Source organism: Nocardioides segetis (genome assembly GCF_051390595.1).
GTDB lineage: Bacteria > Actinomycetota > Actinomycetes > Propionibacteriales > Nocardioidaceae > Nocardioides.
Map to the genome: position 1 here is coordinate 187,243 of NZ_JBNINR010000005.1, position 13,882 is coordinate 201,124.

Annotated in this window: 17 protein-coding genes; 3 read left to right on the top strand and 14 right to left on the bottom strand. The window is 71.9% G+C overall.

The window, feature by feature from the left end:
• Positions 1–19 precede the first annotated feature (19 nt).
• Genes ACPZVR_RS11515 through ACPZVR_RS11535 form a run of 5 tightly spaced genes read right to left on the bottom strand, consistent with a single transcriptional unit; the run spans position 20 to position 4,855 of the window.
• Positions 20–925: a phosphotransferase gene (locus ACPZVR_RS11515; RefSeq protein ID WP_436699723.1), complete on the bottom strand. Its 906-nt coding sequence runs from the start codon at positions 923–925 to the stop codon at positions 20–22.
• Positions 926–976: 51 nt separating this feature from the next.
• Positions 977–1,693, bottom strand: coding sequence for a hypothetical protein (locus tag ACPZVR_RS11520; protein ID WP_436699724.1), 717 nt, complete (start codon positions 1,691–1,693; stop codon positions 977–979).
• A 51-nt stretch (positions 1,694–1,744) separates the two neighbouring features.
• On the bottom strand, positions 1,745–2,338 hold the full coding sequence (locus ACPZVR_RS11525; RefSeq protein ID WP_436699725.1) for a TetR/AcrR family transcriptional regulator: 594 nt from the start codon (positions 2,336–2,338) through the stop codon (positions 1,745–1,747).
• A gap of 52 nt (positions 2,339–2,390) precedes the next feature.
• Entirely contained in the window at positions 2,391–3,953 is a 1,563-nt protein-coding gene (locus ACPZVR_RS11530) for an ABC transporter permease (RefSeq protein ID WP_436699726.1), read from the bottom strand.
• Positions 3,950–4,855 carry an ABC transporter ATP-binding protein gene (locus tag ACPZVR_RS11535; RefSeq protein WP_436699727.1) on the bottom strand — a complete coding sequence of 302 codons (906 nt, stop codon included), beginning with the start codon at positions 4,853–4,855 and terminating at the stop codon, positions 3,950–3,952. The genes ACPZVR_RS11530 and ACPZVR_RS11535 overlap by 4 nt, the downstream gene beginning before the upstream one ends.
• Positions 4,856–4,908: 53 nt before the next feature.
• On the opposite strand from ACPZVR_RS11535, the gene ACPZVR_RS11540 reads away from it, so the two are divergent.
• Positions 4,909–5,385: a GbsR/MarR family transcriptional regulator gene (locus ACPZVR_RS11540; RefSeq protein ID WP_436699728.1), complete on the top strand. Its 477-nt coding sequence runs from the start codon at positions 4,909–4,911 to the stop codon at positions 5,383–5,385.
• 117 nt (positions 5,386–5,502) lie between these two features.
• Here ACPZVR_RS11540 and ACPZVR_RS11545 read toward each other — a convergent pair whose 3' ends face one another.
• Positions 5,503–6,129, bottom strand: coding sequence for an acVLRF1 family peptidyl-tRNA hydrolase (locus ACPZVR_RS11545; protein WP_436699729.1), 627 nt, complete (start codon positions 6,127–6,129; stop codon positions 5,503–5,505).
• A 41-nt stretch (positions 6,130–6,170) separates the two neighbouring features.
• Here ACPZVR_RS11545 and ACPZVR_RS11550 point away from each other — a divergent pair, with 41 nt between their 5' ends.
• Entirely contained in the window at positions 6,171–6,677 is a 507-nt protein-coding gene (locus ACPZVR_RS11550) for an SRPBCC family protein (RefSeq protein ID WP_436699730.1), read from the top strand.
• 110 nt (positions 6,678–6,787) lie between these two features.
• Positions 6,788–7,309 carry a hypothetical protein gene (locus ACPZVR_RS11555; protein WP_436699731.1) on the top strand — a complete coding sequence of 174 codons (522 nt, stop codon included), beginning with the start codon at positions 6,788–6,790 and terminating at the stop codon, positions 7,307–7,309.
• 15 nt (positions 7,310–7,324) lie between these two features.
• Here ACPZVR_RS11555 and ACPZVR_RS11560 read toward each other — a convergent pair whose 3' ends face one another.
• The 8 genes from ACPZVR_RS11560 to ACPZVR_RS11595 are packed head-to-tail and all read right to left on the bottom strand — an operon-like array spanning position 7,325 to position 13,846.
• Positions 7,325–7,708, bottom strand: a complete 384-nt coding sequence (locus ACPZVR_RS11560) for a metal-sulfur cluster assembly factor (protein WP_436699732.1) — start codon at positions 7,706–7,708, stop codon at positions 7,325–7,327.
• Positions 7,708–8,166, bottom strand: a complete 459-nt coding sequence (gene sufU, locus ACPZVR_RS11565; protein ID WP_436699733.1) for a Fe-S cluster assembly sulfur transfer protein SufU — start codon at positions 8,164–8,166, stop codon at positions 7,708–7,710. Before sufU ends, ACPZVR_RS11560 begins: the two co-directional genes overlap by 1 nt.
• Before the next feature lie 3 nt (positions 8,167–8,169).
• Positions 8,170–9,462, bottom strand: coding sequence for a cysteine desulfurase (locus tag ACPZVR_RS11570; RefSeq protein WP_436699734.1), 1,293 nt, complete (start codon positions 9,460–9,462; stop codon positions 8,170–8,172).
• Positions 9,462–10,220 (bottom strand): Fe-S cluster assembly ATPase SufC, encoded by a 759-nt coding sequence (sufC, locus tag ACPZVR_RS11575; RefSeq protein ID WP_436699735.1) that lies wholly within the window; start codon positions 10,218–10,220, stop codon positions 9,462–9,464. The genes ACPZVR_RS11570 and sufC overlap by 1 nt, the downstream gene beginning before the upstream one ends.
• Positions 10,217–10,567: a non-heme iron oxygenase ferredoxin subunit gene (locus ACPZVR_RS11580; protein ID WP_436699736.1), complete on the bottom strand. Its 351-nt coding sequence runs from the start codon at positions 10,565–10,567 to the stop codon at positions 10,217–10,219. Before ACPZVR_RS11580 ends, sufC begins: the two co-directional genes overlap by 4 nt.
• Positions 10,564–11,748: a Fe-S cluster assembly protein SufD gene (sufD, locus tag ACPZVR_RS11585; protein WP_436699737.1), complete on the bottom strand. Its 1,185-nt coding sequence runs from the start codon at positions 11,746–11,748 to the stop codon at positions 10,564–10,566. Before sufD ends, ACPZVR_RS11580 begins: the two co-directional genes overlap by 4 nt.
• Positions 11,748–13,166 carry a Fe-S cluster assembly protein SufB gene (gene sufB / locus ACPZVR_RS11590; RefSeq protein WP_436699738.1) on the bottom strand — a complete coding sequence of 473 codons (1,419 nt, stop codon included), beginning with the start codon at positions 13,164–13,166 and terminating at the stop codon, positions 11,748–11,750. Before sufB ends, sufD begins: the two co-directional genes overlap by 1 nt.
• Positions 13,163–13,846, bottom strand: a complete 684-nt coding sequence (locus ACPZVR_RS11595; protein WP_436699739.1) for a helix-turn-helix transcriptional regulator — start codon at positions 13,844–13,846, stop codon at positions 13,163–13,165. Before ACPZVR_RS11595 ends, sufB begins: the two co-directional genes overlap by 4 nt.
• Positions 13,847–13,882 lie beyond the last annotated feature (36 nt).

The window sequence follows — 13,882 nt, forward strand, 5'->3', positions numbered from 1 at the left end:
CCCGATCTCGGATCGGGACCTACAGCTCGAGCAGGGCCTCCATGTGGCCGAAGGTGCGCTGCAGCGCCCGCAGATGAGGCGCGACCGCGGGATGTCGGTACTTGCCGGCCAGGGCGCCCTCCCCGCCCGCCACCCGGGAGAGCGCCCATTCCGCGCGACTGAGCGCGGTGTAGACCGATACGATCCGGGCGCCGCGCACGACCTCCTCCCGATCCGCGATCCCGCCCGGGAGCCCCAGCAGGTAGGCGTCGAGCAGCGGCTCGAACTCCTCGCGCGAGGAGAGCGACAGGTAGCCCAGGTCGCCGCCGACCGGGCCGAGACCGAGGGTCCCCCAGTCGATGGCCACGGCGTCGTCGCCGTCGCGGCCGGGGAGGTTCAGGGCCGTGGGGTCGCCGTGCTGCGGCACCTGGGGCAACCCGTCGAGCAGCATGAGCATCCGCTCCCGATGGGTCCACAGGTGCTCGGCGACGTCCGCGACCGTGGTGCGGGCCAGCGTCGGCCAGCCGCCCCGCCGCTCGACCCTGGCCAGCCGGTCACGGAGCAGCGCGCTGGCCAGGAAGGTGGGACGGCCGATGTCCGCGCCCGCGAAGCGCCCGAGCGAGAGCGCGAGGAACAGTCCGCTGGAGGCGGCGTCCTCGACCCAGTCCCGCACGATCGTGATGCCGTCGTCGTCCTCCTCGACCGACGCGCCCGCGGCCCGCAGACCGGGGGTGCCTGTCGTCAGGCCGGTCAGCAGCACATCCGCCTCACGACGCCAGTAGCCGGCGTGCGCCCGCTCGCCGAGCACGGCCGGGTCGCCCGGCGCCGGAGCGCCGAGCCTCTTCACCACCACGGGCCGCCCGCCGAGTGCGGTCCGCCACACGCCCACGGTCGACGTCCCGGTGCCACCGGGGAGCGCCACCCAATCGGGCTCGGGCTGCCACATGCGGCCGAAACTAGCCGATGGCGCGCCCGCGGGAGGGCCACCACGCGGAGATCAGGGGCGCGAAGGCGCCGCCACCTCGGCGAGAGGGTCCCGCCCGCGCCAGGTGCCGCGCGTGGCGACCGGGCGCAACCGCACGAAGAGCGGGTGGCCGATCCGCTGCTCCTCCTCGAAGCGGCGGCGGATCGAGTCGTGGCTCCCGGCGCCGTACGCGAACCGGCCCATCGCCGCCCGGGAGCGCCACAGGGTGAAGGTGCCGAACCCGAGCGGTCCGTCCATCAGGCCGACCCGGAAGGTCTCGTCGGGGTTGCCGTCGAGGTCGCGCAGCACTCGTCGGTTGCCGCGCACGAAGGCCGGCACGCTGCGCGGGCGGAGGAAGCCCAAGGTGAGCACGGCCATCGGCTCCTCGCCCGGGATCCGCTCCGCCCCGTCGTTCTGCGGCTGCCAGCCGTGCCAGTCGCCGCGCATCAGCCGGACGGTGTCGAGCGCGACCGCCCAGGACTCGCCGGCGCCCTCGGTGTACGACGCCGGCCAGGCCGGGTCGGCGAAGCAGGCGTCGCGCGCGGCACGGCCGTGCCAACCGACCAGCAGGGCCGTCGACCGTGGCCGCGGCAGGCCGCCGGTGCTGGCGCGCAGGTCGACCTCGGGCATCAGCCGGGCCAGGGCGACTCCGGGCGTGCGCTCGGCCTCCGCCTGCAGGCAGCGACGGTGCAGCCAGCGGTGCGGCAGGTGACGGACCCGGTGCTCGACGAGGTGCAGTGACATGGTCATGACGCGGCTGCGGGCGTCGTCGCGGGGCGGGTCATGGGAGCTCCTTGATGCCTAGGGGACGCGGGTCGGTGCCAGCCAGCCTTCGATCACGGCCCACGCCGCGGCCGCGGGATCGGCCTCGGTCGGGAGCTGCCCGGCCGTCATCAGCGCGGCGAGCCCGTGCACCTGCGCCCAGAGCGAGGCGATGACGGTCACCTCGTCGGCGGGGCGGAAGGCGCCGCTGCGCAGCGCGCGTCGCACGGCGTCGGAGACCCCGGCGATCGCTCGCGCCCGCGCGTCGTCGAGCTCCGGCGTCGGGGCGAGGCCCGCGGCGCTGTCGGTGAACATCGCCTCGTAGAGGCGGGGGTGGTCCAGCGCCCACTGGACGTACCGGGCGCCGAGGCCCGCGAGGTCCGTCACCGGGTCGTCACTCACCGGCTGGGCGGCCTGCTCGGCCCCGAAGGCGGCAAACGCGTGGATCAGCACCGCCCGGTGCAGTGCGTCCTTGCTGCCGAACAGCGCGTAGACCGCCGTCGTCGAGGTGCCCGCCCGCTGCGCGACGTCGCGCAGGGCCAGCGCCGCCCACCCGTGCTCGGCGACGGTGTCCAGCGCGCACGCCATGATCCGCTCACGCAGCTCGGCGGTGTGGGTCCGGGGGCGGGCCATGGCTGGACCGTAGTCGAAACATCGTTATATAACAACGTTTCTGGGGCGGGGATCAGCCGATGTCGCGCTCGCGGAACCGCCACCACGCCACCGTCAGCAGGACGGCCGCCACTGCGCTCAGGCTGCCGGCGCTCCCCCAGCTCCAGGCGTCGGCGGGCAGCGACGGCACGTGGGAGTACGGCGACAGCCCGGTCAGCCAGCCCGGCAGCTCGAGCAGGTCGCCGACCAGGCCGAGGGTCAAGAAGGCGGCCGGCCAGACCCACACGAGCAGCGACCAGCGCAGGCCGAGCGCGAGCGACAGCACGGCCAGCGCTCCGACCACCCAGGCCGCCGGCGCCCACGCGAGCGCCGCGAGCAGGAGGTTGCCGATCCCGGGGCCGTCCGCGGCGGCGTACCCGATCCAGAGGCCGACACCGGTCACGGCGAGCAGCCAGCCGGTCCCGACGAGCGCGAGCGTGGCGGAGGCCGCGAACCAGTGGCCGCGGCTCGTCGCGGTGGCGAGCACCAGCTCGACCCGACCGTCCTCCTCGTCGCGACCCGCATGGCTGACCACCGTCACCGAGAAGTAGGTCAGCACCACCGCGAGGATCGAGAGGATCGCCGCGACCAGCGCGCCTCCGAGCTCGTCGATGATCGACTGCGCGACGTCGGAGTCGAGGAGGTCGCCGATCCCGGGCGCGATCATCCCGAAGACGACGCCGAGGGCCGCCGCGGCCGATGACCAGAGGGCCAAGGTCGTGGCGTGCACCTTCACGGTGAGGGCGAAGGCGTCGGCGAGACGCGGCGAGCCCGTCCGCGGACCCGGCCGGGCCGGCACCAGGCCGGAGCCGAGGTCGCGCCGGGAGCGCAGCCAGAATGCGACCCCGAGCAGCCCGGCCGCGACCCATGCGTAGCACGGCAGCAGCCACCAGCGGACCTCGCCGTACGCCCGGGTCTGCGTGTTCCAGCCCAAGGGCGACAGCCAGCTCACCCAGGCCGGGCCGGTGTCGCCGACGGCGCGCAGCACGAAGAGCAGCCCGATCGTGCCGGCGGCGTACGCGGCACAGGTGCGCGCGCTCGCCGAGAGCTGCGCCGTCACCGCGCCGACGCCCGCCGCCACGAGCGCGGTCCCGGCCCAGAGGGCGCCGAAGGCGACCGAGCCGAGGGCGTCCAGACCGGCGAGGGTGTTGCCGAGCGCCGTCAGCAACCCGAGGGCGAGCGCCAGCAGCACCGCCTCGGCCGCGGTCGCGACCAGCGGTGCATGGCGGCCCACGGCGGTGCCTCCGATCAGCTCGGTGCGACCGGTCTCCTCCTCGACGCGCGTGTGTCGACGCACCACGACGACGAAGAGGACCGCGACGAACACCGCATAGAGGACCGTCATCTTGGTCATCGCCAGCTCGCCCTCGCTGGCCACGTCGAGGACCGGACCGTAGAGCGCGACGATCCCGGGACTGGCGTTGATGGCCTCCGCCGCCCGGATCCGATCGGCCTGGTCGGCATACAGGCCAGGCGTGGCGGCCGCGGAGGCGACGCTCATCAGGACCAGGACGGCGAGTGCCACCGGCGCCAGGATCCGGTCCTGGCGCAGGCCGAGGCGCAGCAGGAGCGGCCAGCCGGTGGTGGCGGGGCTCACCGGCCGGCCCCGGCCCGGTCGCGGTAGGCGTCGAGGAAGAGCTCCTCGAGGCTGGGTGGCGTGCTGGTGAGCGAGGTGACGCCGGCCGCGGTGAGGGCGCGCAGCACGGTGGGCAGGCCGTCGGGGTCCACGGTGCAGCTGAACCGGGATCCGTCGACCGCCAGGTCGTGGACGCCTCCCGCCCCGGCGAGGTCGGGCGCGGCCCCGCTCAGGGTGGCGACGATGCGGCTGCGGCTGAGGTGGCGCAGGTCGCTGAGCCGGCCGCTCTCGACGACCTTGCCCTCTCGGATGATGGTGACCCGGTCGGCCAGCCGGTCCACCTCGCTGAGGATGTGGCTCGACAGGAGCACGGTCGCACCCCGGGCGGTCTGCTCGGCGACGCACTCGTTGAAGACCTGCTCCATCAGCGGGTCGAGCCCCGATGTCGGCTCGTCGAGGATGAGCAGGTCGGGGTCGGTCGCGAACGCCGCCACCAGGGCGACCTTCTGGCGGTTGCCCTTGGAGTAGGCCCGGCCGCGCTTGGTCGGGTCGAGCGAGAAGCGCTCGACCAGCTCCTCGCGTCGCGAGGTCGCGGGATCCGCGCCCCGCATCCGGATGAGCAGGTCGAGGATCTCGCCGCCGCTGAGGTTGGGCCACAGGCTCACGTCGCCGGGGACGTAGGCCAGTCGCCGGTGCAGCGTGGCGGCGTCGCGCCACGGGTCGCCGCCCAGGACGCGGACCTCGCCGGCGTCCTGGCGCAACAGCCCGAGGAGCACCCGGATGGTCGTGGACTTCCCGGCGCCGTTGGGGCCGAGGAAGCCGTGCACCTCCCCCGCCTCGACGACGAGGTCGAGCCCGTCGAGCGCGCGGAAGGATCCGAAGGTCTTCACGAGGCCGTGGACCTCGATGAGGGGACGGGGCATGAGACCCATCATGCACCTGTTTCAGCAATTACTGAATACTGTAATATCCAGACATGGCTGCCGAGACCTCGCGCGACTCCTTCGTGGAGCGGATGGGCGGCGCCCTCACCAGCGCCGGACTCGCCCGACTCCCCTCGCGCGTCTTCGCCGCGCTCCTCGTCGACGACGACGGCCGGATGACGGCGGCGGAGATCGCCGCCGGCCTCGGCGTGAGCCCCGCCGGCGTGTCGGGCGCGGTGCGCTATCTCGACGGCATCGGCATGATCCGCCGGGAGCGCGAGCGCGGATCCCGGCGCGACGTGTTCGTCGTCGACGACGACGCCTGGCACGGCATGCTCCTGCGCCTGGACCAGTTCTACGCGCCGCTGATCGCCGCGCTCGACCGCGGGCTCGCCGACCTCGCGGCCGGCGACCCCGCCCGGCACCGGCTCCGGCTCGCCCGCGAGTTCCTCGCGTTCGTCCTCGCCGAGATGTCCGACCTCGAGCAGCGCTGGGCCGTGCGACGGGGCGAGCTCGGGCTCGACGGCTGACCCCGGGACGAGGCTCTGGACGTTGCGGTTTGGTCCCAAACCGCAACAATTCCCGCTCGAACCGTGCAGTCTCTGCCCAATTGCAACACGTTCCAGCGGGCCACGTGTCCCGTTCCGTCAGTGCCGCGCCGGGGCGGGCCCGGCGTTCTCCACCTCCACGACCAGTGCTTGGGCGTCGAGCACCGCCCGGTCGAGCACGGCCCGCCGCGGATCGGGGACGGCCAGCCACGGCCCCGCCGTCCGCAGCCGGGCCAGGCGTGGGTCGGCCAGCACCTCGGCCACGGCCACGCGGTCGCCACCGACGACCACCGTCGGCGCCTCTCCGAGCACGCGGACCGCGTGCTCGGCCGCGGCTGCGTAGGCGTCGCGGGCCTGGTTGCCCCGTCGTCGGGCGAAGCGCTGCTGCGACTGGCCGCCGGCCTTGGTCCGCCCCTGGACGTGGCGCTGGCCGACCTTGCTGTCGGCCATCCGCTCCCCCTCCAGCCGGGCCACCGCGAACCCGCCCTTGCGCACGAGGAGCACGCCCCACTCCGCGGGCGCGCCGGCCCGCTCGGCGAGCGTCGCGGCGTCGGCCGGACCGTCGTACGGCGCGGAGAACGGCAGCCTGGCCGTGAACCAGGCGCCGTCGGGTGCCGTGCCATGCAGCGCTCCGTCGGCGACTCGGAGCTCCGGCTCGCCGTGGGAGTCGGTGAAGTTGGCGACCCACCGCGGCCACCGGGCGGACGGGACGAGAACCTCGGGCACGACGCGACCCTACTGGCGAGAACGTGTTCTAGTGTGCAGCCATGGGCGCCCTGCATCCTTGCGAACCGGTCGGGATCGACTTCGTCGACACCGCGCCGCACCGCTACGCCAACAGCATCGATCTCACGATCACGCCGGACCAAATGTTCGAGGTGTTCGCCGACGCCGACGCCTGGCCGCGCTGGGCCAGCGTCATCCGCAGGGTCGAGTGGACCTCACCGCCGCCACCCGGTGTCGGCAGCACCCGGGTGGTGACGATGCTCGGTGGGTTGCGCGGTGCGGAGGAGTTCCTGCTCTGGGAGCCGGGCCGTCGGATGGGCTTCCGCTTCAACGAGGCGTCGGAGAGGTCGATCCGCGCCTTCGCGGAGCGGTACGACGTCGAGCCGACTCCCACGGGCTGCCGACTGACCTGGACGCTGGCCCTCGATGTGGCGGGGCCCGGCCGCTACTTCATGCCGCTGAGCGGCCTGGCCTGCACGATCGCCTTCCGGCGCTTCCTGGCGAACCTCCGCCGCTACACCGAGCGGCGCTTCGCGACCGCCCAGTGAGTTGGAGCGACCGGCGACAGGGCCCGCCTGCCGTACGCCGCCGGCCCCATTGCCGGTCGGTCTCGGCCGAAACGACCACGAGGCGGTCCTCCGACGCCTAGACTCTTCGGGTGCTCCCGCTGCTCCGCCGCTTGTTCGCGCTCGCGGGAGCGGTCGCCCTGCCCGTCGTCGTGCTGCCCGTCGTCGTGCTGCCCGCCGCGGTGCTGCCCGCCGCGGACGCGGCCGCCGGCCGGATTCCCGTGGTCGAGCTGCGCGTGCCCGGACCGGATCTCCGGGCGGCGGTCGTCGAGCACTGTGTGGTGTTCGCACAGGTTGCCACGGCCGAGGGCGAGCTCGGGGGCGGCAGCTGTCGGCGGCCCACGCCGGGCGCCGTCCCCCGGGTGACCGGCGAGGGCCGGGTCCTGCTGGCGGTCGACCGTCCGGGCTGGACCTGGCAGGCGACGTACCGCGGCGTCCGGTCGACGGACGCCGTCTGTCGGGCCACGCGGTCGGTCACCGCGGTCGGCGACGGTCTGTACCGGCTGCGCCCGCCGCGCCAGGCCGGCAGCTACCACGTGACGCTCGTGGGCACCGGCCCGCAGGAGTCGGTGCGGGCGCGGTTCGACTGGAGCTACGGCAGCGGTCGCTGCTAGGGAGCGTCGGGGCTCTCAGACGTTGAAGCCGAGGGCGCGGAGCTGGTCGCGGCCGTCGGGGGTGATCTTGTCGGGGCCCCACGGGGGCATCCAGACCCAGTTGATGGCGACGTCGTTGACCAGGCCCTCCAGCGCGGACTCGGTCTGGTCGGTGATCACGTCGGTCAGCGGGCACGCCGCGGAGGTCAGGGTCATGTCGAGGACGACATTGGTGCCCTCGTCCACGTGGATGCCGTAGACGAGGCCGAGGTCGACGACGTTGATGCCGAGCTCGGGGTCGACGACGTCCTTCATCGCCTCCTCGATGTCCGCCAGCGCGACGTTGGACGACGCGTTGGTCCCGGCCAGCCCGGCCTCGGGGACCTCGGGCAGGTCGCTGTTGTCGATGGGCTCGCTCATCACTTGTCTCCGTCTCCTGCGATGGCCTGCGCCGTCGCGTCCTTCCATGCCATCCACGACAGCAGGGCGCACTTCACGCGGGCCGGGAACTTCGCCACCCCCGCGAAGGCGATGCCGTCCTCGAGGACCTCCTCGTCGGGCTCCACGGTGCCCTTGCCCTGCATGAGGGTGAGGAACTCCTGGTGGATCGCCATCGCCTGGTCGACGTCCTTGCCGACGACCAGGTCGTAGAGCACCGACGCCGACGCCTGGGAGATCGAGCAGCCCAGCGCGTCGTAGGACACGTCCTGGACGACGCCGTCGCTCAGGTGGACCCGCAGGGTCACCTCGTCGCCGCAGGTCGGGTTGACGTGGTGCACCTCGGCCTCGTGGGCCTCGCGCAGCCCCTTGCCGTGCGGGTTCTTGTAGTGGTCGAGGATGATCTCCTGGTACAGGGCATCCAGATCGGTCGCAGCCATCACTCAGCCCAACTTGAAGTAGCTGCGGGTGTATTCCAGCGCCTCGACGAGGGCGTCGATCTCCCGCGGCTCGGTGTAGAGGTACGACGACATGCGCGTCGAGCTCTGCACGCCGAACCGGGCATGGGCCGGCTTCGCGCAGTGGTGCCCGGCGCGCACCGCCACGCCGCGGCTGTCGAGCACCTGGGCGATGTCATGGGGGTGCACCCCGTCGAGCTCGAACGAGATCGCACCGCCCCGAGCGGTGGCGTCGAGCGGACCGAGCACGGTCAGTCCCGGGACCGACCGCAGGCCGTCGAGGGCGTAGGCGGTGATCGCCTGCTCGTGCGCGTGGATCGCGTCCATGCCGACGTGGCCGAGGTACTCCACCGCGGCGCCGAGTCCGATCGCCTCGACGATCGGCGGCGTGCCGGCCTCGAACTTGTGCGGGATCCCCGCGTAGGTCGAGCCCTCCATCCGGACGGTCTCGATCATCTCGCCGCCGCCGAGGAAGGGAGGGAGGGCGTCCAGGAAGGCCCGGCGTCCCCAGAGCACGCCGATGCCGGTGGGGCCGACCACCTTGTGGCCGGTGAAGGCGATGGCGTCGGGACGGTCCGTCTCCGGCATCGCCGCCAGGTCGATCGGCAGCTGGGGTGCGGCCTGGGAGGCGTCGACCACGACCCGCGCGCCGACCGCGTGGGCGCGGCGGGTCAGCTCGGCGACCGGGTTGATCGTGCCGAGCATGTTGGAGACCCAGGTGAACGCGACGACCGCGGTGCGCTCGTTGATCAGCTCGTGAGCGTTGCTCAGGTCGAGTCGGCCGTCGTCGGTGAGCCCGAACCAGCGCAGGGTCGCGCCGGTGCGCTCCGCGAGGAGCTGCCACGGCACGATGTTGGAGTGGTGCTCCATCTCGGTGATGACGATCTCGTCACCCTCGCCGACCTGGTGCTCGCCGCGCCAGGCCAGGGTGTTGGCCACCAGGTTGAGCGCCTCGGAGGCGTTCTTGGTGAAGATCACCTCGTCGCGCTCGGGCGCGCCGATGAACGCCGCCACCTTGTCGCGGGCGGCCTCGAACGCCTCGGTCGACTCGGCGCCGAGCTGGTGCATGGCGCGAGCGATGTTGGCGTTGTGCCGCTCCAGGTGGTCGACCATCGTGTCGATGACGACCTGGGGCTTCTGCGAGGTGTTGGCGCTGTCGAGGTAGACCAGCGGCAGCCCGCCGGCGAGCGTCCGCTCGAGGATCGGGAAGTCCTTGCGGATCACCGCCAGCTCGGGGAGCAGCCCCGGCAGCGAGGTGGTCGAGCCCGTCGAGACCATCAGACCGCCGCGGTGAGGAAGCGCTCGTAGCCGTTGGCCTCCAGCTCCTCGGCCAGCTCGGGACCGCCGGACTCGGCGACCTTGCCGGCCACGAAGACGTGGACGTGGTCAGGCTTGATGTAGCGCAGGATCCGCGTGTAGTGCGTGATCAGCAGGACGCCCTTGCCGTCGCGCTCGCGGAACCGGTTGACCCCGTCGGAGACGACCTTGAGCGCGTCGATGTCGAGTCCGGAGTCGGTCTCGTCGAGGATCGCGACCTTCGGGTCGAGCAGGTCCAGCTGGGCGATCTCGTGGCGCTTCTTCTCACCACCGGAGAAGCCCTCGTTGACCGAGCGCTGCGAGAACGTCGGGTCGAGGTTCATCCGGTCGAGGACCGCGTTGACGTCCTTGACCCAGGTGCGCAGCTTCGGGGCCTCGCCGTCGATCGCGGTCTTGGCCGTGCGCAGGAAGTTGGCGACCGACACGCCCGGCACCTCGACGGGGTACTGCATCGCGAGGAAGAGCCCCGCGCGGGCGCGCTCGTCGACCGACATCTCGAGCACGTCCTCGCCGTCGAGCGTCACCGAGCCGCCGGTGATCTCGTAGCGGGGGTGCCCGGCGATCGAGTACGCCAGGGTCGACTTGCCCGAGCCGTTGGGGCCCATGATCGCGTGGGTCTCGCCGTCCTTGATGGTCAGCGTGACGCCCTTGAGGATCTCCTTGGGACCGTCCTCGGTCTGCACCTGGACCTGCAGGTCCTTGATCTCGAGGGTGCTCATGATGGGGTGACTCCGTTCAGCGTGGTGGTGACGTCGATGTAGACGTCGACGTCGCCCGAACCGGTCGGGCGCAGTTCGACGGGGAAGGTGGCGACCGGCTCGGTCGCGGGGAGGCCGGTCGGCTTGCCGGTGCGCAGGTCGAAGCGCGAGCCGTGCAGCCAGCACTCGACGGTGCAGTCCTCGACCTCGCCCTCGCTCAGCGCGACGGCGGCGTGGGAGCAGAGATCCTGCAGGGCGAAGACCTCGTCGCCGTGGCGGGCCACCGCGACGTCGTACCGGTCGACGGTGACGCCGAGCGCCTCGTCCTCCGGGATGTCCGCGACCGCGCAGGCGCGCTCGAAGCTCATGCTCCCTCCACGACGGCAGAGCCCTTGAGGACGTTCTTGGCCAGCTCGGCCTCGACCGTCTCGAGCAGCTTGTCCTCGATCGAGGGGATGCCGACCTTGCGGATCAGGTCGTTGAAGAAGCCGTGCACCACCAGGCGCTGGGCCTCCTTCTCCGAGACGCCGCGCGAGCGCAGGTAGAACAGCTGCTCGTCGTCGAAGCGGGCGGTCGCCGAGGCGTGGCCGGCCCCCTCGATCTCGCCGGTCTCGATCTCGAGGTTGGGCACCGAGTCGGCCTGGCAGCCGTCGGTGAGGACGAGATTGCGGTTCTCCTCGTAGGTCTCGATGCCCTCGGCGACCTTGCGGATCAAGACGTTGCCGATCCACACGGTGTGGGCGGCCTTGCCCTGCAGCGCGCCCTTGTAGACGACATTGCTCTTGGTCCTGGGCGCGTTGTGGTCGGCGAAGAGCCGGTGCTCGAGGTGCTGGCCCTCGTCGGCGAAGTAGAGCCCCAGGAGCTCGGCCTCGCCGCCGGGACCGGCGTACTCGACGTTGGCGTGCATGCGGACCAGGTCGCCCCCGAAGGAGATCGAGGTGTGCTTGACCGACGCGTCGCGGCCGACCCGGATCGCGTCGCGACCCAGGTGGACGGCGTCGTCGGCCCAGTCCTGCAGGCTCAGCACGTTGACCTTCGCGCCGTCGCCGACCAGGAAGGTCGAGATGGCGGAGTAGCGCGCGGACCCGCCGTGCACGAGCACGATGGTGACCTCGGCGTGGGCGCCGATCCGGTAGAGGAGGCGGCCCCAGACCAGGTCGTCGACCGTCGCGCCGGTCAGCCGGATGACGACCGGCTCCGTCACGACGGCCTCGGCCGGGACGTCGAGGAGCAGCGCGCCGCCGGCGTTGGCCGCGGCGAGGGCTGCCGGCCGCTCGTTGGGCGGCAGCTCGCCGAGCGCCACGGCCTCCTCGGCCGTGATCTCGGTGAGCGTGACGCCCTCGGGCAGCGTCGTCTCCTGCTTCAGCGTGGCGGCGGACGCATCGCCGTCGAGGATCCCGCGCAGCCGCTTGATGGGCGTGAACCGCCACACCTCCTCGCGCCCGGTGGGCACGGGGTGGTCGGCCAGGTCGTACGACGCGGGCGGGTTCAGGTGACTCTCGACCCGGGCGGCGTCGCCCATCTCGAGAGCCTCGGCAACTGCCGTCATCAGCCGACGGCTCCTTCCATCTGCAGTTCGATCAGGCGGTTCAGCTCGAGGGCGTACTCCATCGGGAGCTCCTTGGCGATCGGCTCGACGAAGCCGCGCACGATCATCGCCATCGCCTCGTCCTCCTCCATGCCGCGCGACATGAGGTAGAAGAGCTGGTCGTCGGAGACCTTCGAGACCGACGCCTCGTGGCCCATGGACACGTCGTCCTCGCGGATGTCGACGTAGGGGTAGGTGTCGGAGCGGCTGATCTGGTCGACCAGCAGCGCGTCGCACAGCACGTTGGACTTCGACCCGTGGGCGCCCTCGTTGACCTGGATCAGGCCGCGGTACGACGTCCGGCCGCCGCCGCGCGCCACCGACTTGCTCAGGATCGAGCTCGACGTGTGCGGCGCGGCGTGGACCATCTTGGCCCCGGCATCCTGGTGCTGGCCCTCGCCGGCGAAGGCGATGGACAGGGTCTCGCCCTTGGCGTGCTCGCCCATGAGGTAGACGGCGGGGTACTTCATCGTGACCTTGGAGCCGATGTTGCCGTCGACCCACTCCATCGTCGCGCCGGCCTCGCAGACCGCACGCTTGGTGACGAGGTTGTAGACGTTGTTGGACCAGTTCTGGATCGTCGTGTAGCGGCAGCGGCCGCCCTTCTTGACGATGATCTCGACGACCGCGGAGTGCAGCGAGTCGGAGGAGTAGATCGGCGCGGTGCAGCCCTCGACGTAGTGCACGTAGGCGTCCTCGTCGACGATGATCAGGGTCCGCTCGAACTGGCCCATGTTCTCGGTGTTGATCCGGAAGTAGGCCTGCAGCGGGATGTCGACGTGCACACCCTTCGGGACGTAGATGAAGGAGCCACCCGACCACACCGCGGTGTTGAGCGCGGCGAACTTGTTGTCGCCGACCGGGATGACGGTGCCGAAGTACTCCTTGAAGAGCTCCTCGTGCTCCTTGAGCGCCGTGTCGGTGTCGAGGAAGATGACGCCCTGCTCCTCCAGGTCCTCGCGGATCTGGTGGTAGACGACCTCGGACTCGTACTGGGCGGCGACACCGGCGACGAGGCGCTGCTTCTCCGCCTCCGGGATGCCGAGCTTGTCGTAGGTGTTCTTGATGTCCTCGGGCAGGTCCTCCCAGCTCTGGGCCTGCTTCTCCGTGGACCGCACGAAGTACTTGATGTTGTCGAAGTCGATGGCGGAGAGGTCGGAGCCCCAGGTCGGCATCGGCTTGCGGTCGAAGAGCTTGAGGCCCTTCATCCGCAGGTCGAGCATCCAGCCCGGCTCGCTCTTCTTGCCGGAGATGTCGCGGACGACGTCCTCGTTGAGGCCGCGCTTGGCATTGGCGCCGACGTCGTTCTTGTCGGCCCAGCCGAACTCGTAGCGACCGATCCCCTTGAGCTCGGGGTTCAGCTCTTCGATGGAGGTCATGAGGTGACCTGCTCCTTCTTCTCTCGGGACGAGACCGTGGCGGCGTCCGGGATGCACGTGGTGCACACCCCGTCGCCGTGGGCGATGGTGGCCAGACGCTGCACGTGGGTGCCGAGGACGCGACCGATGGCCTCCGTCTCGGCCTCGCACAGCTGGGGGAACTCGTGGGCGACGTGGGACACCGGGCAGTGCTGCTGGCACAGCTGCTCCCCCACGACCGGCAGCTCGCGGACCGCGGCGGCGTACCCCTCGTCAGAGAACACCATCGCCAGGACCTGCGCCGGAGACGCGTCCGGGTGCGCCGCGGCGACCTCGGGGAACCGCTGCTCGATGAACGCCGCCCGGCGCTCGGCGAACGCGCGGACCGCCTCCTCGCCCACCGTCTCGGCGAGGAAGCGCAGCGCCTCGGCGGCGAGGTCGTCGTACTGCTGGTCGAAGGCGTCGCGGCCCCGCTCGGTGAGGGCGAAGACCTTGGCCGGGCGGCCCCGGCCGCGCGCCCCGACCGGACGCGGGTCGCGCGCGTCGACCGCACCCTCGGCCAGCAGCTGGTCGAGGTGCCGACGCACCGCCGCGGGGGTCAGCTCGAGGCGCTCGGCGAGCGCCGCTGCCGTGGACGGCCCGTTGACCAGGATCGACCGCGCGACGCGCTGCCGCGTCGGCTGATCGCTCTCGGTCGCCATTTCCACAACATCAGTGTGCCGATATTGGGTGGGCCC

Excerpts from the sequence above, each read along its gene's own strand:
- ACPZVR_RS11515 (WP_436699723.1), bottom strand. The coding sequence starts at position 925 with ATGTGGCAGCCCGAGCCCGATTGGGTGGCGCTCCCCGGTGGCACCGGG.
- ACPZVR_RS11520 (WP_436699724.1), bottom strand. The coding sequence starts at position 1,693 with ATGACCATGTCACTGCACCTCGTCGAGCACCGGGTCCGTCACCTGCCG.
- ACPZVR_RS11525 (WP_436699725.1), bottom strand. The coding sequence starts at position 2,338 with ATGGCCCGCCCCCGGACCCACACCGCCGAGCTGCGTGAGCGGATCATG.
- ACPZVR_RS11535 (WP_436699727.1), bottom strand. The coding sequence starts at position 4,855 with ATGCCCCGTCCCCTCATCGAGGTCCACGGCCTCGTGAAGACCTTCGGA.
- ACPZVR_RS11540 (WP_436699728.1), top strand. The coding sequence starts at position 4,909 with ATGGCTGCCGAGACCTCGCGCGACTCCTTCGTGGAGCGGATGGGCGGC.
- ACPZVR_RS11550 (WP_436699730.1), top strand. The coding sequence starts at position 6,171 with ATGGGCGCCCTGCATCCTTGCGAACCGGTCGGGATCGACTTCGTCGAC.
- ACPZVR_RS11560 (WP_436699732.1), bottom strand. The coding sequence starts at position 7,708 with ATGAGCGAGCCCATCGACAACAGCGACCTGCCCGAGGTCCCCGAGGCC.
- sufU (WP_436699733.1), bottom strand. The coding sequence starts at position 8,166 with ATGGCTGCGACCGATCTGGATGCCCTGTACCAGGAGATCATCCTCGAC.
- ACPZVR_RS11570 (WP_436699734.1), bottom strand. The coding sequence starts at position 9,462 with ATGGTCTCGACGGGCTCGACCACCTCGCTGCCGGGGCTGCTCCCCGAG.
- sufC (WP_436699735.1), bottom strand. The coding sequence starts at position 10,220 with ATGAGCACCCTCGAGATCAAGGACCTGCAGGTCCAGGTGCAGACCGAG.
- ACPZVR_RS11580 (WP_436699736.1), bottom strand. The coding sequence starts at position 10,567 with ATGAGCTTCGAGCGCGCCTGCGCGGTCGCGGACATCCCGGAGGACGAG.
- sufD (WP_436699737.1), bottom strand. The coding sequence starts at position 11,748 with ATGACGGCAGTTGCCGAGGCTCTCGAGATGGGCGACGCCGCCCGGGTC.
- sufB (WP_436699738.1), bottom strand. The coding sequence starts at position 13,166 with ATGACCTCCATCGAAGAGCTGAACCCCGAGCTCAAGGGGATCGGTCGC.
- ACPZVR_RS11595 (WP_436699739.1), bottom strand. The coding sequence starts at position 13,846 with ATGGCGACCGAGAGCGATCAGCCGACGCGGCAGCGCGTCGCGCGGTCG.